The sequence below is a fragment of the Nocardia arizonensis genome (assembly GCF_001310275.1).
GTDB classification, from domain to species: Bacteria; Actinomycetota; Actinomycetes; order Mycobacteriales; family Mycobacteriaceae; genus Nocardia; species Nocardia arizonensis.
Genome location: NZ_LGYZ01000106.1, coordinates 52,384 through 71,361 on the forward strand (window position 1 = coordinate 52,384; position 18,978 = coordinate 71,361).

The window sequence follows — 18,978 nt, forward strand, 5'->3', positions numbered from 1 at the left end:
TCGCTGTGGCGCATACGGACACGAATCCCGGGTAAAGGGATACACGGCCCCGCGGTGCGGACGAAAGGCGCGTTGGGTGCCGTACGCTCGCGGCATGACCTGCTGCGGCCCTACCCGGCGCACCCTGCTCGGCGCACTCGGCGTGGCCGCGCTGTTGCCGGTGACCGAGAGGTTAGGCGCGGGTTCCGCTCGGGCACAGCCCGATTCGATCGCGGCGACGGATCTGGAACTGGTCACCGTGACCGATCGCTCGATGGTGCTGACCTGGACAACGGTCGCACCGGACGCGAGCGGCAGGGCGGTTCCGGTGGCGACCGCGGGCGAGGTCAGGATCGCGGCCGCGGACGCGCCTACGCTCACTATTCACGACCTCGCCGAGGTCACGCCGTACCACTACGCGGAGATCGACGGACTCGATCCCGGTCGCCGTTACCGGTTCGAGGCGTGGTCGGAGGGCGTGCGGGCGACGCCCGCGCTGAACCTGACCACGCTCGCGCCCGGATCGCCGGAAACCACCGGGGAATTCACCACGCTGGTCCCGCCACCGGGACGGCTGCTGCGCACGCTCGCCCTGGCCAACGACGTGCACTTCGGCGAAACGGTCAGCGGCCTCGTCGCGGGCGGGCTGCCGCCCGGATTCCGCGCTCTCCCGGACCTGCCGCCGTATCCCGAGGTCATGCTCGCCGCCCTGCTCGATGACCTGCGCCGCCCCGATCGCGACGCTCAGCGGCTGCTGCTCGCGGGCGACCTCACCGCCGAAGCCACCCCGGACCAGTCGCGCACCGTCCGTGCCCGACTCGACTCGTGGGGATCGCTGGGCCGCGACTACCTGGTGGTGCGCGGCAATCACGACCGCCCGCACACCGGCGAGGAGTACGCCGGTTGCTCCCCCGCCCCGGCCGAGCACCGCGACTGCTGGGGCGAGGTCTTCCTTCCCCGCCAGGAACTCGTGGCACACGAGATCGGCGGGCTGCGGATTCTCGGCCTCGACACCAGCGACCTCGACGCGGCGGGCGGCCGCATCGAACGACCCCAGTTCGACCGATTCGCGGACCTGCTGCGCGCCGACCCGGACCGCCCCACCCTCGTCTTCGGCCACCACCCGGTGACCTCCGAATCCGGCCGCACCGCGCTCGCGGGCCCCGCATTCGTCCTGAACGCCGCCGACAGCGCCGAACTCCAGGATCTCTACACCCGCGCGCCGGGCGTCTTCCTGCACCACGCCGGACATACCCACCGCACCCGCCGCACCCGCCCCGATTCGGCCTGCGCGGTGGAATTTCTGGAAGTCGCGTCGGTGAAGGAGTATCCGGGCGGCTACAGCCTGCTGCGCCTCTACGAGGGCGGTTACATGGTCAATTTCTACAAGACCCGCGCATCGGCGGCACGGCAGTGGAGCGCCGTCACCCGCGGCGAATACTTCGGCCTGCTACCCGATTACACGCTCGGCACCCTCGCCGACCGCAATCATGTTGTGCCACACGATTTCTCCGGCCTCTACTGACCGGGGACGACTCACTTAAGCCGACACCAGCCAACGGCACGGCGCGTAGCGCCGCCCGGGCGCTCTCGATCGTGTACGGCCGAATTCGGCAACCACCCGATGAATGGGCTTCCGGCCGTGATTGTCGGACCGGCTTCGTACTCTTGGCGGGAGCGCGGTCCGCGGGGCCGCTGGCAGCCGGGAGGGTCGCAAGTGCGGGCGTGGGCGTTGTTGTCGAAGTTGGATGGTCGAGTATGGGAGAGCAACGAGGGCTATCCGGATGTGCTCGGCTCCACCTATGTCTATGACAGTGGTGTAGCGAATCATCTTCAAGTGACGGTCGGGGACATGGTCATCCTTCGGGACTCGACTGTGGTGCATGGTGTTTCGCGGATCGACTACATCGATTCCGGGTCCGCGGTGAAGGTCCGCTTCGTGTGTCCGAAGTGTAGGAGAACCGGTCAGGCGCCGCGGAAGACCAAAGGTTCGGAGTATCTGTGTCGGCGTTGCCGCAACGAGTTCGACGAGCCGTTTCGGCTCGAGGTGCCGATTACGCGCTATGTCGCGAGCTATGGCGCACAGTGGCAGCCGCTGGACGGTGCACTGTCATTCGGCGCTGTCGAGTCGCTGTTGGATCGCGCTCGCCAGAATGCGATTCGGAAGTGCGACCTCGACGGGTTGATCCAGGTCCTGGAGGGGCTCTCAGTGCCTGTACCGGCGCTCCCGGCGCCGCGCGTGAAGTCTCCGAGGGGCGGTCGGAGGGAGGCGCTTGTCCGAGTTCGTCACGGGCAGAAGGAGTTTCGCGAGGCGCTGTTGGAGCGGTATCAGGTGCGGTGCGCGGTGACCGGTCCGTGCCCCGCCAAGGTATTGCAGGCCGCGCACCTGCGCGCCTTCGCAGTGCACGAGTCACACAACTTGGACGAGGGGCTACTGCTGCGGTCGGACCTTCATCAACTGTTCGACGCTGGGTTGATGGCGGTCGATCCGGCGACGCGGTCGGTCGTGCTGGCGCCATCGATGGACGGCTATCCTGACTATCAGAAGCTCGTCGGGACAGTCATCGCCGACGGTCCGTACATGGCAGCTCTCGCCGATCATCATGCGGAAGCCACTGCGGCGTGGTAGCTTTCGCGCCACACCTTTCGATGTGGCGGCGTCGTCGGGTCGAGCTTCGGGGACTCGTGCCGCATGCACGGGCTACTCCGTACGACGGCGTCGCTGCCAATCAGCGCGGGCGCGAACATCAACGTGGTGCAGCGGATGCTCGGCACAAGACGGCCATGCCGACACTCGACCTTACGGGCATCTGTTCGCCGACGATTTGGATGTCGTAGCCGAAGGCATGGAAGCCGGTGCGCGGGCTGCTGCGGACGAACTGCGGACTGTATGAACCCGTGTCGGAGTGCGACCGCCGTTCTCTGGGCTGTATCCAGCGAGCGCGGGAAGGATGGAAACCCGGTCCGACGTGGCATTATCGTCGGACCGGATGTCCGGGCAGCGCCCCCAGCTGCCGTGGAGCGAGCGGCGGGAATCGAACCCGCGTGAACGGCTTTGCAGACCGTTGCCTCAACCACTCAGCCACGCCCGCCTCGCGTCAGAGCATGCCCGCCGGGATGGTGTCACGACGAGACTTGCGCTCACCGTGATTCCAATGTGGACGACGCCGCTTCACATGTTGCGGCGATACCCGGGGCGGGCATGGAATGATCGAGTCCATGTCTCGGCCACGTCCGCTTCCGCTCGATCCGATCGAGGAGGCCCACCGTCAGTGGGTCGGCCACGGCTGGGGCGATGTCGCCGACGGTATGGCCGCGGTCACCTCGCTGGTGCGCGCCCAGCAGATCGTCATGGCCCGTGTCGACGAGGCGCTCAAGCCGACCGGGTTGACGTTCTCCCGCTACGAACTGCTGATGCTGCTCGGGTTCAGCAAGACGGGGGCGTTGCCGATGGCCAAGGCCAGCGCGCGGTTGCAGGTGCACCCGACCAGCGTCACCAATACCGTGGACCGGCTCGAGGCCGCGGCGCTGGTGACCAGGGTGCCCCATCCCAGCGACCGCAGGGCCACGCTCATCGAGATCACCGACGCGGGCCGGGAATTGGTGGCGCGGGCGACCGAGGAGTTGAATACGAAAGTCTTTGCCAAACCGGGGCTGCCGCCGGACCGCTTGCAGACCCTGCTGCAATTGCTGTCGGAATTCCGCCACGCGGCCGGCGACTTCGACACGGGTTCCGAAACGGCGATCTGGTCGGCGGGCCGATATCCGACTCGGCAACCCGACCGGTCCGTCGACTACGCTGCTGAATCGGACAACTCGTAAAGTCCTGGCATCCGGCTAGCGAATTGCCTGTGTCATTGTCTTGGCAGCGGCCGGGAAAAGGTACACCATAGTGTGCATGGTGCTGGTCCTCGGTGTGTCGGCGGGTGCGGGCGGCGCGCGCGCGGTTCTCACACATTCCGATCAACCGCATCTGCCCCCGATCGAACGCTGCCATATTCCGCGCCGCGCCGGCGGCGGCGTCGACGAACCCGTGTTCGACGCGATCCGGCTCATGCGCCGGTCCGCGGACCGGCGCGACGAACTCGTCAGCGGCACCGCGGTGACCTGCCGCTGCCCCATGCACGCCGAGGCCGTCCGCACCGCCGCGGGCAGCGACCCGCTCACCATCGTCGACGAACCGCTTGCGCAGCTGCGCTACCTGCGCTTCACGGGCCGACTGCCCGAATCCGGCACGGTCATCCTCTACGACCTGGGCGCCTCGGGCCTGACCATCACCCACGTCGACTGCCGCGCCGACGCGGTGCTGTCCAGCAAGCGCACCGCGGTGCTCGGCGGCGACGGCTACGACGCGCTGCTGCGCTGGCAACTTGCCCGCGGCGGCGTACTGACCGACAAGGTCACCAGCCGTCGGCACCGGGAATCGCTCAGCAGCGCGCGGGTGGTCACCGCACTCGACGCCGCTTCGGGCGGGCGGGCCGTCATCACCCGCAGCGATCTCGCCGAATTGTGCACCGCGAGCATCCACCGTTCGGCCGACTTCGTGCGCGGACTCATCGACGAGACCGGCGTGCGACCGGAAGGCATCGTGCTGCTCGGCGGCTGCGCCCGCAGCCCGATGATGCGCGAGGAGCTGGCCGAACTGCTCGAACTGCCGGTTATCTACGATTCGGAACCCGAATACGTCTCCGCGCGTGGCGCGGTGCTGCTGGCCGCCGAACGTCACCCCGGCGAGGTCCGCATGGCGCTGCCGCGCGGCCGGGCCGCGCTGCCGGGCACGCTCATGCCGCCCGCGGTCGGGCGGCGCAAGGTCGTCGCGGCCGTGGCGGTCACCGTGGCGCTTGGTGCGACCATCGCCGGACTGCTCGCCCTGGAACGGAATTCGGCGCGGACCCCGGAAGGGGGGACCGCGCCGACCCAGATCGAGATGGGTACCGCACCTCAACTGTCGAACAACTGACCGTCAGCGATTGCCGAACTTCGCGGGACGCTTCTCCACGAAGGCCGCCATGCCTTCCTTCTGGTCCTCGATCGCGAACAGCGAGTGGAATACCCGCCGTTCGAAACGCAGCCCCTCGGCCAGGGTGGTCTCGAAGGACCGGTTGACCGATTCCTTGGCGATCATCGCCACCGGCAGCGACATGGCGGCGATGGTGGTGGCCACCTCGAGCGCGGTGTCGATCAGCTCTTCCGCGGGTACCACGCGCGAGACCAGTCCGGCGCGCTCGGCCTCGTCGACATCCATATTGCGTCCGGTCAGGACCAGGTCCATGGCCTTGGCCTTGCCGATGGCGCGGGTCAGGCGCTGCGAGCCGCCGATACCGGGTATGACGCCGAGCTTGATCTCCGGCTGACCGAATTTCGCGGTGTCCGCGGCGATCAGGATGTCGCAGATCATGGCCAGCTCACAGCCACCGCCGAGGGCGTAACCCGCGACGGCCGCGATGGTCGGCTTGCGGAAGTTCGCGAGCCGGTCCCAACGGGCGAAGTAGTCGTCCATGAACATGTCCATATACGACCGGGGCTGCATCTCCTTGATGTCGGCGCCCGCGGCGAATGCCCGCTCCGAACCGGTGATGACGACCGCGCCGATCTCGTCGTCGGTCTCCAGCTCGTCCAGCGCGATGATGATCTCGTCGAGCACCTGCGCGTTGAGCGCGTTGAGCGCCTTGGGGCGGTTGAGCGTGATCCAGCCGACGCGGCCCTTGCGTTCCAGCAGAATCGTCTCGAATTCGGTCATTCGGCACCCACTTGGTTGGAACGGTTACGTACCTCGGTGACGATAGCCGAGAAATCCAGGCCCGCGTTCTCCTGGTTGAACCGCGCGTATATCTGGGCGGCGAGCGCGCCGAGTGCGCCGTCCACGCCATTGGCCGCCAAGGCGTTGGCGGCAAGACCGAGATCCTTGGTCATGAGCGCGGTGGCGAATCCGGGCCGGTAGTCGTTGTTGGCCGGACTGGTCGGCACCGGACCGGGCACCGGACAGTAGCTGGTCAGCGCCCAGCTCTGACCGGAGGCGGTGGAGACCACGTCGAAGAAGGACTGATGGCTCAGTCCCAGCTTCTCGCCGAGCACCAGCGCCTCCGACAGGCCGATCATGGAGATGCCGAGCAACATGTTGTTGCAGATCTTGGCGGCCTGCCCGACACCGGACCCGCCGCAGTGCACCACCTTGCCGCCCATGACCTCGAGCACCGCGAGTCCGTCGGCGAAATCGGCTTCCGCACCGCCGACCATGAAGGTCAGGGTGCCCGCCGCCGCACCGGCGACGCCGCCGGAGACCGGCGCGTCCAGCGCCCGGTGGCCAGCGGCGACCGCGAGTTCGGCCGCGGCCTTGGCGTCGGCGACATCGATGGTGGAGCAGTCGATGAACAAGGTGCCGGGATTCGCGACGGGCAGCAGTTCGGCGTAGAGGTCGAGCACCAGTTTGCCGTTGGGGAGCATGGTGATCACCAGGTCGCGGTCGGTCGCCGCGGCGCTCGCCTCGGCCACCACGGTGGCACCGTCGGCGCGGGCCTTGTCCTGTGCGGCCCGCACCGGATCGAAGGCGTGCACGTCGTAGCCCGCCGCCACCAGGTTGGCCGCCATCGGGCCGCCCATATGGCCCAGACCGAGGAATCCGATCTTCTTCGTCACCGCTGTCCTTCCGAAGTGCTCAAACCCAGTTCCCTGTCCCCCAATTCGGCGAAGTACGCGTCCACCTGCGCCGCCGTGACATCGGCCAGCGTGGCCGGATTCCAACGCGGCCGCCGATCCTTGTCGATGACCTGCGCCCGGATGCCCTCGACCAGGTCGTGGGAGGCCAGCGCGGCCACCGACACCCGGTACTCCTCGTCGAGCACGGCCTCCAGATTCGGCAGCGCGCGAGCGGCACGCAGCGAACGCAGCGTGACCTTCAGCGCCACCGGCGATTTCCCGAGGATGTCCTCGGCGGCGGCCGCGGCCGCGGGCGAACCCTCGGCACGCAGGCGGGCCACGATCTCCTCGACCGAGTCGGCGCCGTAGCAGGAGTCGATCCAGCTCTGCTGTGCCACCAGCGCCGATTCCGGTGCGTCGGTGGCGAATTTGGCGATCGCGATATCGGCGGGTTCGGTGCGCAGCGTCTCCAGCAGGGCCGCGAGATCGCCCGAGGCGATGTAGTAGTCGGCGAATCCGGCGGCGATGGCGTCGCCCGCGCCCATGCGGGCGGTGGTCAGCGCCACGTGCGTGCCGAGTTCGCCGGGCGCGCGCGAGAGCAGATACGTGCCGCCGACATCCGGCACGAAACCGATGCCGACCTCCGGCATACCGATCTTGGACCGCTCGGTGACGATGCGGTGGCTGCCGTGGCCGGAAAGGCCGACGCCGCCGCCCATGACGATGCCGTCCATCACCACTACATACGGCTTGGGATAGCTGCCTATCAGCGCGTTGAGAATGTATTCGTCACGCCAGAACAGCCCGGTCGGGGAATCGGCGTCGGCCCCGGCCCCGCGGCCACGCGCCGCGGTCGCGTCGGCGTGGATGGCGACGATATCGCCGCCCGCGCACAGTCCGCGCTCGCCCGCGCCGGTGACCACGACCGTGCGGACGGCCTCGTCGTCGGCCCATTCCCGCAGCGCCTTCGTGATGGCAAGGGCCATACCGTGATTCAGCGCGTTGATGGACTTGGGCCGGTTCAGCGTGATCAGGCCGAGCCCGTCGCGCGTTTCGATGAGAACTTCCGGCTCGCTCACTATGCCGCTCCTACCACCGCGCGGGCGACGACCACCCGCATGATCTCGTTCGTGCCCTCGAGGATCTGATGCACCCGCAGATCGCGGACGATCTTCTCCAGACCGTACTCGGCCAGGTACCCATAGCCGCCGTGCAGTTGCAGCGCCTTGTTCGCCACCTCGAATCCGGTGTCGGTCGCGAACCGTTTCGCCATGGCGCACAGCTCGACCTTGTCGGCGGCATCGGCGTCGAGCGCCGCCGCCGCCCGCCACAGCAGGGTGCGCGCGGCCTCCAATTCGGTGCGCATATCGGCGAGTTCGAATTGCAGCGCCTGATTGCGGACCAGCGGCATACCGAAGGCGTGCCGTTCGGACAGGTAGGGCACCGTTTTGTCCAGCGCCGCCTGTGCGCCGCCGATGGAGCAGGCCGCGATGTTCAAACGGCCGCCGTTGAGTCCGTTCATGGCGATACGGAATCCGTCCCCCTCGGCGCCGAGCCGATTCGCGACCGGCACCCTGACGTCGGTCAGGATCACCTGACGGGTGGGCTGGGCGTTCCAGCCCATCTTCTTCTCGTTCGGTCCGACCGAAAGTCCCGGCGTGTCGGCCGGGACAACCAGGGTCGAGATGCCGCGCGCACCCGTGTCGCCGGTGCGCACCATCATCACGTAGACGTCGTTGGCGCCCGCCCCGGAGATGAACTGCTTGGCCCCGTTGACGACGTAGTCGTCCCCGTCGCGAACGGCCTTGGTGCTCAGGGCCGCCGCGTCCGAGCCGACACCCGGTTCGGTCAGCGCGTAGCTGGCCAACTGCTCCATCGAGGTCAGCGCGGGCAACCAGCGATGTCGCTGTTCGTCGTCGCCGTAGCAGTCGATCATCCACGCGGCCATATTGTGTATGGAGATGTAGGCGGCGATGGTCGGGCAGCCGGTGGCGAGTTGTTCGAAGATGCGCACCGCGTCCAGCCTGCGCAGGCCGGAACCGCCGACGTCCTCGCCCACGTAGATGCCGCCGAGTCCCAGCGGGCCGGCCTTGCGCAGCACGTCCACCGGGAAGTGTTTGCGCTCATCCCATTCCAGCGCGTTCGGCGCCAGGAATTCGTCGGCGAAGCCGCGCGCGGTGTCGCGGATCGCCCTGTCGTCGGGGTTGAGGTCGAACATCGTCATTCCATCGTGGGAATGACGAAGGCGTTGGGCGCGGAACCCGCGGACTGCCCCGGAGACACGGCTCGGATGCCGCCCTTCGGCCAGCGCTGGGTGACGGTCTTGGTCTTGGTGTAGAAGCGGATCGAATCCGGGCCGTGCTGGTTGAGGTCGCCGAAGCCGGAACGCTTCCAGCCACCGAAGGTGTAGTACGCGATCGGCACCGGGATCGGCACGTTGACGCCGACCATGCCGACCTGCACACGGGCCGCGAAGTCACGCGCGGTGTCACCGTCGCGGGTGAAGATCGCCACGCCGTTGCCGTATTCGTGCTCGTTGGCCAGCCGCAGGCCTTCCTCGTAGTCCTTGGCGCGCACCACCGACAGCACCGGGCCGAAGATCTCGTCTCTGTAGATGCGCATGTTCTCGGTGACCCGGTCGAACAGGGTCGCGCCGACGAAGTAGCCGTCCTCGCCGCCCTCGACGGTCAGACCGCGGCCGTCGACCACGAGTTCGGCGCCCTCATCGATGCCGATCTGCACGTACTTGTTGACCCGGTCCACGCCGTCGCGGCCGACCAAGGGGCCGAAATCGGCGCCGGGATCGTCGGAACGGCCGACGTTGAGCTTGTGCACCCGCTCGGTCAGCTTGGCGACCAGGCGGTTCGCGGTCTCCTCACCGACCGGCACGGCCACCGAGATGGCCATGCAGCGCTCGCCCGCGGAGCCGTAGCCCGCGCCGATCAGCTGATCGGCGACATCATCGAGGTCGGCGTCGGGCATGACGATGGCGTGGTTCTTCGCGCCGCCGAAGCACTGGGCGCGCTTGCCGTTGGCGGTGGCGGTCTCGTAGATGTACTGCGCGATCGGGGTCGACCCGACGAAGCCGACCGCCTTGACGCGCGGATCGTGCAGCAACGTGTCGACGGCTTCCTTGTCGCCGTTGACGACGTTGAACACACCCGGCGGCAGTCCGGCCTCGAGGAACAGTTCGGCCAGGCGCAGCGGTACCGAGGGGTCGCGCTCGGAGGGCTTGAGGACGAAGGCGTTACCGCAGGCCAGCGCCGGTCCGGCCTTCCACAGCGGAATCATTGCGGGGAAGTTGAACGGGGTGATGCCCGCGACGACGCCCAGCGGCTGGCGCAGGGAGTACACGTCGATGCCGGTGCCCGCGCTCTCGGTGTATTCGCCCTTGAGCAGGTGCGGGATGCCGGTCGCGAATTCGACGACCTCGAGTCCGCGCTGGATGTCGCCCTTGGCGTCGGCGACGGTCTTGCCGTGCTCGCGCGACAGCAGGGCCGCCAGCGAGTCCATCTCGTCCTGCACCAGGGTCAGGAACTTCATGAGCACGCGGGCCCGGCGCTGCGGGTTGGTGGCGGCCCAGCCGGGCTGGGCGGCTTCGGCGTCGGCAATGGCCGCCTCGACCTCGGACTTGCTCGCCAATGGCACCCTGGCCTGCACCCTGCCGATATTCGGGTCGAAGACGTCGCCGAAGTTGCCGGAGGCGCCGGGGACGTGCTGCCCACCGATGAAGTGCGTGAGTTCGCGAACCATGCCAGTCCTGTCTCGAGTCGAGGAGATCACCGGTCATCCTATAGTTGGATGTCCAAGTAAAAATAGCGCGCCAATGTATGTCAGTTATCACATACCGCTCGCATCGGTTTCGACATTTCCACAGGTTGCGCGGATTTCCGCCGGCCCGACGCGCCGTCATCGCGCTCCGCCGGCGCTGTGACAACGATCACCGTAGACTTAGTTTGAAGTCCTAGTATCGGGCACCATACGAACTCGCCGGAGGTATCCCGTGGCCGACGACCTCGCGTTGCACACGCCCGCCCATCCCGTCCGATTCGTGACATCGGCCGCTCTCTTCGACGGCCACGACGCCGCGATCAATATCATGCGCCGCATACTGCAAGCGCAGGGCGCGGAAGTGATCCACCTGGGTCACAATCGTTCGGTCGACGAGGTGGTCGACGCGATACTGACCGAGGACGTGCAGGGCGTCGCGGTCAGTTCCTATCAGGGCGGGCACGTCGAGTACTTCGAATATCTCGCGGACGCGCTGAAAAAGGCCGGGGCCGAACACGTACGGATCTTCGGCGGCGGCGGTGGCGTCATCGTGGCCGAGGAGATCGCGCGGCTCGGCGCATCGGGTGTCACCATCTTCTCGCCCGAGGACGGCCAGCGACTCGGCCTGCCGGGCATGATCAACCGGCTCATCCGCGACTGCGATGTGGACCTCGCCGAGAACCCGCCCGCCATCGAGGCGGTGCTCGCGGGGGAACGGCCCGCACTCGCCCGCGCCATCACCTGTCTGCAAGCGGGCAGCCTGCCCGAAGCCGACCGGGCCGCGCTCATCGCGGCCGCCGCCGCGCGCACCGTGCCCGTACTCGGCATCACCGGCACCGGCGGCTCGGGAAAGTCATCGCTCACCGACGAATTGGTGCGCCGTCTGCGGTCGGACCAGCAGGACAAACTGCGCGTCGCCATTCTCGCCGTCGACCCGACCCGCCGTCGCGGCGGCGGCGCGCTGCTCGGCGACCGCATCAGGATGAACGCCCTCGACGGCGACCACGTCTTCTTCCGTTCGCTGGCCACCCGCGGCGGACACGAACTGCCCAACGACATCGACGCCATCGTGATCGCCTGCAAGGCGGCCGGATACGATCTGGTGATCCTGGAGACGCCCGGCATCGGCCAGGGTGACGCCGCGATCGTCGACCACGTCGATATGTCGCTGTATGTCATGACACCGGAATTCGGTGCGGCCTCCCAGCTCGAGAAGATCGACATGCTGGATTTCGCCGATGCGGTGGCGATCAACAAGTTCGAGCGCCGCGGCGGCGCAGACGCCCTGCGCGACGTCTCGCGCCAGCTGATCCGCAATCGCTCGGCCTTCGGTTCGAACCCGGAGGACATGCCCGTCTTCGGCACCAGCGCGGCCACCTTCAACGACGACGGTGTCACCGCGCTCTACCAGCACCTGATCGACGGACTCGCCGAACGCGGACTCCCGGTGCGCGACGGTGCGCTGCCGCGGGTGCGGACCAGGGCCTCGACCCGGTTCGCACAGATCATTCCGCCCGCGCGAGTGCGCTACCTCGCCGAGATCGCCGAGACCGTGCGGGATTACCACGCGCGGACCGCGCGGCAGGTCGCCGCCGCCCAGCGCGTGCAGCGTCTGGAGCTGGTGGCCGCGGAACTGCCCGATATCGCGGCGATCGCCGCCGCGCTCGAGGTCGCGCGCGCCGAACTCACCGCCGACAATGCCGCGCTGCTGGCCGAATGGCCGGAGCTGGCCGCCGCCTACGCGGGCGAGGAGCATGTGGTGCGAGTGCGCGACAAGGAGATTCGCACCGCCCTGCGCCGGGAGAGCCTGTCGGGATTGTCGATTCCGCGGGTCGCGCTGCCGCGCTACACCGATCACGGTGAGCTGCTGCGCTTCCTGCGCGCCGAGAATCTGCCCGGCCGATTCCCGTTCACCGCGGGTGTCTTCCCCTTCAAGCGCGACAACGAGGATCCGGCGCGCATGTTCGCGGGCGAGGGCGATCCCTTCCGCACCAATCGCCGGTTCAAGGTGCTCAGCGCGCACGCCGACGCGAAACGGCTGTCCACCGCCTTCGATTCGGTGACTCTCTACGGCCACGATCCCGCCGAACGACCCGATATCTACGGCAAGGTCGGCACCTCGGGCGTGTCGGTCGCTTCGGTGGACGATATGCGCGCGCTCTACGACGGCTTCGACCTGAGCGCGCCGACCACCTCGGTCTCCATGACGATCAACGGGCCCGCGCCGACCATCCTGGCCTATTTCCTCAATACCGCGATAGATCAGGCGCTGGCGACCTTCGCCGCCGCCGAGGGGCGCGCGCCCACCGAGTCCGAGGCCGCCGATATCCGGTCGACGACGCTGGCGACCGTGCGCGGCACGGTGCAAGCCGACATCCTCAAGGAGGATCAGGGGCAGAACACCTGCATCTTCTCCACGGAATTCAGCCTGCGCATGATGGCCGACATCCAGGAATGGTTCGTGCGCAACGGCGTCCGCAATTTCTACTCGGTGTCCATCTCCGGCTATCACATCGCCGAAGCGGGTGCGAATCCGATCAGCCAGCTGGCCTTCACGCTCGCCAATGGATTCACCTATGTGGAGGCATATCTCGCGCGCGGCATGCACATCGACGATTTCGCCCCCAACCTGTCGTTCTTCTTCTCCAACGGCATGGACCCGGAGTACTCGGTGATCGGCCGGGTGGCGCGGCGAATCTGGGCCATCGCGATGCGGGATCGCTACGGCGCAAACGAACGCTCGCAGAAGCTGAAGTACCACATCCAGACCTCGGGCCGCTCACTGCACGCCCAGGAGATGAACTTCAACGACATCCGCACCACCTTGCAGGCACTGATCGCCATCTACGACAACTGCAACAGCCTGCACACCAACGCCTACGACGAGGCGGTGACCACACCCACCGAGGAGTCGGTGCGCCGGGCGCTGGCGATCCAGCTCGTCATCAATCGCGAATGGGGTGTCGCGATGAACGAGAATCCCATCCAGGGCAGCTATCTGGTCGATGAACTCACCGATCTGGTCGAGGAGGCGGTGCTGGCGGAATTCGACCGGATCAGCGAACGCGGCGGGGTACTCGGCGCGATGGAGACCGGCTATCAGCGCGGCCGCATCCAGGACGAATCCATGCGCTACGAGCAGCGCAAACACGACGGCAGCCTGCCGATCATCGGCGTCAACACCTTCCGCAATCCGCACGGCGAACCGGAGCACACCCTCGAATTGGCGCGCGGCACCGAAACCGAGAAACAGTCCCAGCTGACCCGTGTGCGCGAATTCCGTGACCGGCACCGCGACGCGGCGCACGCGGCGCTGACCAGGCTGGAGGCCGTGGCACGCACCGACGACAATATTTTCGAGGTGCTGATGGACGCGGCGCGGGTGTGCACGCTGCAACAGATCACCGACACCTTCTTCCGGGTCGGCGGTCAGTACCGTCGCAATATCTGAGTCGCCCCGTCGGTGCCGACGGCTGCCGTCCGGTCGACGCGCACGGCACCCACCGCGTCCGCTCGGACCACGGCCTCACCTGAAGGGCCGGGAGAGCCGGTCGAGCAGGGTGGCGCGTGCGGTGACCAGTGACGGGCCGTACCAGGTCAATTCGCGTCCGGGCACCAGGGCGACGGATATGCCGGGGAACGCCTCCGGTCCGTCGGTCTCGGTGAATACGTAGGGCTCGTCCGGCAGCACCGCAAGGTCGATGTCGCGGACCAGCTCATCGGGTTCGACCCGCGGATAGCGTTGTGGGCGATCCGCGTGGACCAGGCGCAGGCCGAGGCGGGCGGCGAGGTCGCCGGTGAAGGTGTCGCGGCCGACCACCATCCAGGGGTCGCGCCAGACGGGGATGACGGCGGCGCGCGGCGCACCGGTCGGGGGCGGGGTCCAGGCGTCCTCGGCCTCGGCGATCCATTGCGGCCGCTCGACGCCGAGCGCACGGGTGAACAGCCCGGTCAGGGCGGTGAAGGCGGCGGCGACGGTCTCGATGTCGGTGACCCACACCGCGATGCCGGCCGCGCGTAGGCGTTCCACGTCGATGCTGCGGTTCTCCTCGCGATTGCACAGCACCAGATCCGGGGCTAGTTCCACGATGCGCCGGATATTCGGATTCTTGGTGCCGCGCACGCGTTCGATATCGAGACCGGGCGGATGACTGCACCACTCGGTGGCGGCGACCAGGACATCCGGGCAGGTCAGAGCCACCGATTCGGTTAGCGAGGGCACCAGTGACACCACCCGCCGCACGGTCGCGGGCAGGTGCGTCGGGTAGCCGAGATCGTCGGTTTCGAGTCGGCCGATACCGGTCATGGTTCCATGCTGCGCATCGACCGGGTGTCGCGCAAACCCCCGGCTCGCACTGCGATCCTCGGTCCGCATGACACGGAATGAGGGCCAAGGCCGGCGCAGTGGCAGCGGCCGGGCAGTACCGCGCTGCCCGAGCTACCCCCACACTTAGAGCAGCACCCGGTGCCGGGAGTCCCGGTGCCACGGACAGGTCCCGTCCCGAGCTCGTCCGACAGCCGTAAGCCCCGATACCGGGTGCTCACCAACCTTTCTCGACGGCAGCGCCCTTTTCTTCGGTCGCCGATGGCACGGCCGTTCCCCGTCCGGCGTTGCCGATACTCGATCCTCGGGCATTTCGGCCTTGTCGCGCAGCCGACGACCGTGGACCGACGCCGAGCCGAAGCGCGTCGAGGCGGGAAGCGCATGCCCGCGCTCGAATGTGCCCGGCGGCAGGGAAATCGGCGACGCACGGTTCGACCGACGGCTTGTCACCGGACCTGGCGCACTGCGGTGGCTGTGACCCGAACCCGGAGGGCCGAGCGGTCGGGCGATGTCCGAGAAGGCAGCGACGGAACAGCATTGGGGCCTTTCGACGCCGCGATCGGATCGGCGACACTCGATTGTGGCACCCGGCCGCGAGGAAGCTACCGACCCGCAGCGCACCGGGCGGATTCCCGCCCGATACGTCCGGGAGGCGTGGTCGGTAGCGCTGCCGGGTGCCCGCCTCCTCACCGTCGCGCGGGTTCAGCGCGCGAAAAGTTCGTAGAGCGCGCGCAATTCGCGCAGGCCGGTGGCGACGGTCGCCTCGTCCTCGGTGACCGACCGCAGGGCGCTGCGCAGCAGGACCGGGTCAAGAGCCTCCAGGGGCGAACGGAATTCCGGCTTCGGGAGGGCGGGCAAGGTCAGGCGGTCGCCGTACGGGTCGGTGGAGGGGACGCCGGGCCGCGGATCGCGCTCCATACCCGCGATGAGTGTGTCCAGGTCGAGACCGCGCAGGGTGAGGATGTCGCGTGGGTTCTCGTCGAGGCGTTCGGCGAGGAGATAGCAGATCGCGGCCACGTGTTTACACGGCCAGCCCTGGTCGGGGCAGGTGCAGGAGAAGTCGAGATCGGCGGCGGTGGTGGGCAGCAGGTGCGGTCCCAGGCCGGTCGGCAGGGTGCCCGAGACGATATCCGCGAGCATGCCCGGCGCGGTGCGGATGGTGTCCATCAACAAGGTCAGCTCCTCCGCGCGCAGTGCGCGGGTGCGGAGGACCGAATGGAACGGGCGCGGTTGGCTGCCCTGCACATCCGCGGTGACCGCGCCCGGTTCGATCTGGTAACTCACGACCTGGCCGGACCTGGCGTAACTGCGGCCGCGTGCCAATCTCCCCGGTTCGGCCACGCTCTCCACCGCGTCGATGAACGCGCGACCCCACCAGGTCCGGCCGAATCCGCCGCGTCGGCTGCGCGCTTCCACGCCGCCCGCTACCGGCCGCCGCCTGCCGTAACCGCGCTCGCCGCCGAAGGAACTCATTCGCCCACCGCCTCCGCGCCGAGCGCGAACAGCTCGCGCAATTCGTCGGTGCCCAATTCGGTGATCCAGTTCTCCCCCACGCCCACCGCGAGATCCGCGAGTTGCCTTTTCCCGTTGATCATCTCGTCGATCCTCTCCTCGATGGTGTCGACGCATACCAACTTGCGGACCTGCACATCGCGACGCTGCCCGATACGGAAGACACGATCGGTCGCCTGATTCTCCACCGCCGGATTCCACCAACGATCCAGATGCACCACGTGATTGGCCGCGGTGAGATTCAAACCGGTGCCGCCCGCCTTCAGCGACAACAGCATGAGCGGACTGCCGTCACCGGACTGGAAATGCTCGACCATGGCGTCACGCTGCTTCTTGGGCACCCCGCCGTGCAGGAACGGAATCATGGCTCCGAATCGTTCGCTCAGCCACGGCGCGACGATATCGCCGAACTCCCGGAACTGGGTGAAAAGCAGCGCCCGATCGCCCTCGGCGATCACGGTTTCGAGCACGTCCTCGACCAGCGCCAACTTGCCCGACCGATGGCGGCCGCGCACCAGCACGTTCGAACCGTCGCCGAGGAAATGCGCCGGATGGTTGCAGACCTGCTTGAGCCGGGTCAGCGCGCCGAGCACCGCGCCGCGCCGCGACATTCCCTTCGCGTCCTTCAGCTTCGCCACCATGTCGTCGACCACGGCCTGATACAGCGCGGCCTGTTCGGCGGTGAGATTGGCGCGCACGGTGATCTCGAATTTCTCCGGCAGATCCGAGATCACCGCGGGATCGGTCTTGACCCGGCGCAGAACGAACGGCCTGGTGACGAACCGCAGCCGGCTGATCGCGTTCTGGTCCTGCTCGCGTTCGATGGGCACCGCGAAACGGGCGCGGAAGGTCGGCGCACTGCCGAGCAGCGACGGCATGACGAAATCCAGCAGCGATCGCAATTCCTCCAGCCGGTTCTCCACCGGGGTGCCGGTCAGCGCCAGCCGATGCCGCGCGGGCAGCGCTCGCGCGGCGCGCGCCTGCCTGGTGGCCGCGTTCTTGACGTGCTGCGCCTCGTCCAGCACGACCCGTGTCCAGTCCTGACGCCGCAAATCCTCGATATCCCTGGCCAGCAGCGCGTAGGTCGTGATCACCAGATCCGACTCCGCCGCGGCCGCGTCGAAATCCGCGCCCGCGCGCCGCCCTTGGCCGTGGTGCACCAGCACCCGCAGATCCGGCGTGAAGCGCTGCGCCTCGCGAAACCAGTTGCCCACCACCGACATCGGACACGCCAATAGGGTCGGACCCGTACTCTCCTGTGCGGCCTCACGTTCGTGCGCGAGCAGGGCAAGCACCTGAACGGTCTTGCCGAGACCCATATCGTCGGCGAGGATCGCACCGCAGCCCATGCGGCTCATGGTGGCCAACCAGGTGAGTCCGCGCAGCTGATATGGGCGCAGTTGGGTTTTCAGACCAACGGGCTGCTCGACGGGGTCGACGCCGTGCTGTTCGTCGAACAGTTCGGCTGCCCATCCGGTGGCGGTGACCTCGGTGACCTGCACCCGGTCCACCCGTTCGGAAGCGAGTTCGCCGAGCAGATCGGCCAGGGTGACCGGCGAATCGTCGGAATGAGCGGCGACATAGCGGGCCGCGGCCGCCAGCGACTTGTGATCGGCCTGCACCCACTCCCCGCGCAACTGCACCAGATCCGATTTCGCGCGCACCAGCCGCGCCATCTCGGCAGCGGTGAGCACGGTGTCGCCGAGCGCCAATTCCCAACGATAGGAGACCAATCCGCGCATCCCAACCGTGCTCTCCGCGGCGGGCACGACACCCTCGATCCGCAGGCGCAGCATCGGCGCGGTGATATTCCACGCGCGCGGCAGCAACAGCCGCACACCGGCTTCCCGGAGCGCGTGCACACCGTGTTCGACCAGGTCGGCGACCACCGGCGTCGGCAAGAGCAGATCCATGCGTTGCGGATCGGTGGGCAGATCACGCAGACGCGGGTACGCGCGCTGCGCCTGTCCCAGCTTTTCCACGGCTGTGCGCACCAGGCCGGGATCACCGAGCAGCGGAACGGGTTCGGGCGCCTCATCCGGTTGGCGCAGACACACCTCCAACCGCCACAGCGCGACCTCGTCGTCTGCCGTGCCGTACTGCCCATCGGGTTCGAGCAGGCGCAGCACGAGTTCGGGCTCGTCACCCGTGAGGCTCGTCCGCCACCGCTCCAAGGTCTCGGCCAGCTGGTAGCTGCCCGACGGCAGCGGGGTGTCGCGGACCAGCGCGTCGAGCAGCGGATGCGACATATCCGGCGCGTCGATCACCATGCGGGCGATCGGGTCGGTGAGTTCGCCGACCAGATTCTCCAGGATCGCCGCGGGCCGTCCCGCGACCCGCAGCGCGGCGGGCATGACCGAGGCCGCCTCGGCCAACCACGCGCGCCGGCCCGCGCCGTCGAGCAGCCGCCAGCGCACCCACCACTGCCGATCCTCGCGACGCAGTTCGGGCACGATCCGGCCCGCCCTTGCCCACCGTTCGATACCGGTGGCCATGTGCGCGAGGTAGCGCAGGTCGCCGGATACCGACGACGAGGGCAGCCGCGACCGCAGTACCGCCGCCGCCTGGGCGGGCGCGAGGGCGTGCGCGCGCACCGTTTCGGTGCCGCGCACGCCGAGGACCTCGGCCCGGTGCCGGAACTTCGACGACGCCAGCACCCCGGCGAGCGGTTCGGGGAGTCCGGCCGGGACGCCGTCGTCGTCGGTCCACAGCAACAGGCCCGATCCCGGGGACCAGAGACCGTGCAGCATTCCCCC

The 18,978-nt window shown here is 68.1% G+C and carries 13 protein-coding genes and 1 tRNA gene; 5 read left to right on the forward strand and 9 right to left on the reverse strand.

The features are described from left to right. Nucleotides 1-76: 76 nt before the first annotated feature. Nucleotides 77-1,504, forward strand: a complete 1,428-nt coding sequence (locus APZ21_RS24245; protein WP_239476793.1) for a metallophosphoesterase — start codon at nucleotides 77-79, stop codon at nucleotides 1,502-1,504. Between the two features lie 192 nt (nucleotides 1,505-1,696). Continuing rightward, on the forward strand, nucleotides 1,697-2,608 hold the full coding sequence (locus APZ21_RS24250) for an HNH endonuclease (protein ID WP_162240383.1): 912 nt from the start codon (nucleotides 1,697-1,699) through the stop codon (nucleotides 2,606-2,608). 388 nt (nucleotides 2,609-2,996) lie between these two features. Here the strand turns inward: APZ21_RS24250 and APZ21_RS24255 are convergent. Next, nucleotides 2,997-3,071, reverse strand: a tRNA-Cys gene (locus tag APZ21_RS24255). A gap of 127 nt (nucleotides 3,072-3,198) precedes the next feature. Here APZ21_RS24255 and APZ21_RS24260 point away from each other — a divergent pair. Beyond that, nucleotides 3,199-3,801 carry a MarR family winged helix-turn-helix transcriptional regulator gene (locus APZ21_RS24260; RefSeq protein ID WP_239476794.1) on the forward strand — a complete coding sequence of 201 codons (603 nt, stop codon included), beginning with the start codon at nucleotides 3,199-3,201 and terminating at the stop codon, nucleotides 3,799-3,801. Nucleotides 3,802-3,877: 76 nt separating this feature from the next. Continuing rightward, complete coding sequence (locus tag APZ21_RS24265) at nucleotides 3,878-4,939, forward strand: Hsp70 family protein (RefSeq protein WP_054815587.1); 1,062 nt, start codon at nucleotides 3,878-3,880, stop codon at nucleotides 4,937-4,939. A 3-nt stretch (nucleotides 4,940-4,942) separates the two neighbouring features. Here the strand turns inward: APZ21_RS24265 and APZ21_RS24270 are convergent, their stop codons facing one another. The 5 genes from APZ21_RS24270 to APZ21_RS24290 are packed head-to-tail and all read right to left on the reverse strand — an operon-like array spanning nucleotide 4,943 to nucleotide 10,368. Then, nucleotides 4,943-5,719 (reverse strand): enoyl-CoA hydratase, encoded by a 777-nt coding sequence (locus APZ21_RS24270; RefSeq protein ID WP_054815588.1) that lies wholly within the window; start codon nucleotides 5,717-5,719, stop codon nucleotides 4,943-4,945. Continuing rightward, nucleotides 5,716-6,615: a 3-hydroxyisobutyrate dehydrogenase gene (gene mmsB, locus APZ21_RS24275; protein WP_082393417.1), complete on the reverse strand. Its 900-nt coding sequence runs from the start codon at nucleotides 6,613-6,615 to the stop codon at nucleotides 5,716-5,718. Before mmsB ends, APZ21_RS24270 begins: the two co-directional genes overlap by 4 nt. Continuing rightward, nucleotides 6,612-7,697, reverse strand: coding sequence for an enoyl-CoA hydratase/isomerase family protein (locus tag APZ21_RS24280; protein ID WP_156371313.1), 1,086 nt, complete (start codon nucleotides 7,695-7,697; stop codon nucleotides 6,612-6,614). Before APZ21_RS24280 ends, mmsB begins: the two co-directional genes overlap by 4 nt. Continuing rightward, a complete protein-coding gene (locus tag APZ21_RS24285) occupies nucleotides 7,694-8,833 on the reverse strand; it encodes an acyl-CoA dehydrogenase family protein (RefSeq protein WP_054815590.1) in 1,140 nt (379 codons plus the stop codon). Before APZ21_RS24285 ends, APZ21_RS24280 begins: the two co-directional genes overlap by 4 nt. Before the next feature lie 2 nt (nucleotides 8,834-8,835). Then, complete coding sequence (locus tag APZ21_RS24290) at nucleotides 8,836-10,368, reverse strand: CoA-acylating methylmalonate-semialdehyde dehydrogenase (RefSeq protein WP_054815591.1); 1,533 nt, start codon at nucleotides 10,366-10,368, stop codon at nucleotides 8,836-8,838. Between the two features lie 250 nt (nucleotides 10,369-10,618). Here APZ21_RS24290 and icmF point away from each other — a divergent pair, with 250 nt between their 5' ends. After that, complete coding sequence (icmF, locus tag APZ21_RS24295) at nucleotides 10,619-13,837, forward strand: fused isobutyryl-CoA mutase/GTPase IcmF (protein WP_054815592.1); 3,219 nt, start codon at nucleotides 10,619-10,621, stop codon at nucleotides 13,835-13,837. A 75-nt stretch (nucleotides 13,838-13,912) separates the two neighbouring features. On the opposite strand, the gene APZ21_RS24300 is transcribed toward icmF, so the two are convergent. From APZ21_RS24300 to APZ21_RS24310, 3 genes are all read right to left on the reverse strand, one after another. Beyond that, nucleotides 13,913-14,692, reverse strand: coding sequence for a helical backbone metal receptor (locus APZ21_RS24300; RefSeq protein ID WP_054815593.1), 780 nt, complete (start codon nucleotides 14,690-14,692; stop codon nucleotides 13,913-13,915). A 720-nt stretch (nucleotides 14,693-15,412) separates the two neighbouring features. Further along, entirely contained in the window at nucleotides 15,413-16,183 is a 771-nt protein-coding gene (locus APZ21_RS24305) for an SWIM zinc finger family protein (protein ID WP_054815594.1), read from the reverse strand. Then, the gene (locus APZ21_RS24310; RefSeq protein ID WP_054815595.1) at nucleotides 16,180-18,972 is read right to left on the reverse strand and encodes a DEAD/DEAH box helicase; all 2,793 of its coding nucleotides are present in this window, start codon (nucleotides 18,970-18,972) and stop codon (nucleotides 16,180-16,182) included. Before APZ21_RS24310 ends, APZ21_RS24305 begins: the two co-directional genes overlap by 4 nt. Nucleotides 18,973-18,978: the final 6 nt, after the last annotated feature.

What these genes read in the sequence shown, in the direction of transcription:
- APZ21_RS24270 (WP_054815588.1), bottom strand. Translation starts at nt 5,719, where the DNA reads ATGACCGAATTCGAGACGATTCTGCTGGAACGCAAGGGCCGCGTCGGC.
- APZ21_RS24285 (WP_054815590.1), bottom strand. Translation starts at nt 8,833, where the DNA reads ATGTTCGACCTCAACCCCGACGACAGGGCGATCCGCGACACCGCGCGC.
- APZ21_RS24310 (WP_054815595.1), bottom strand. Translation starts at nt 18,972, where the DNA reads ATGCTGCACGGTCTCTGGTCCCCGGGATCGGGCCTGTTGCTGTGGACC.
- APZ21_RS24265 (WP_054815587.1), top strand. Translation starts at nt 3,878, where the DNA reads ATGGTGCTGGTCCTCGGTGTGTCGGCGGGTGCGGGCGGCGCGCGCGCG.
- APZ21_RS24300 (WP_054815593.1), bottom strand. Translation starts at nt 14,692, where the DNA reads ATGACCGGTATCGGCCGACTCGAAACCGACGATCTCGGCTACCCGACG.
- APZ21_RS24305 (WP_054815594.1), bottom strand. Translation starts at nt 16,183, where the DNA reads ATGAGTTCCTTCGGCGGCGAGCGCGGTTACGGCAGGCGGCGGCCGGTA.
- APZ21_RS24290 (WP_054815591.1), bottom strand. Translation starts at nt 10,368, where the DNA reads ATGGTTCGCGAACTCACGCACTTCATCGGTGGGCAGCACGTCCCCGGC.
- APZ21_RS24260 (WP_239476794.1), top strand. Translation starts at nt 3,199, where the DNA reads ATGTCTCGGCCACGTCCGCTTCCGCTCGATCCGATCGAGGAGGCCCAC.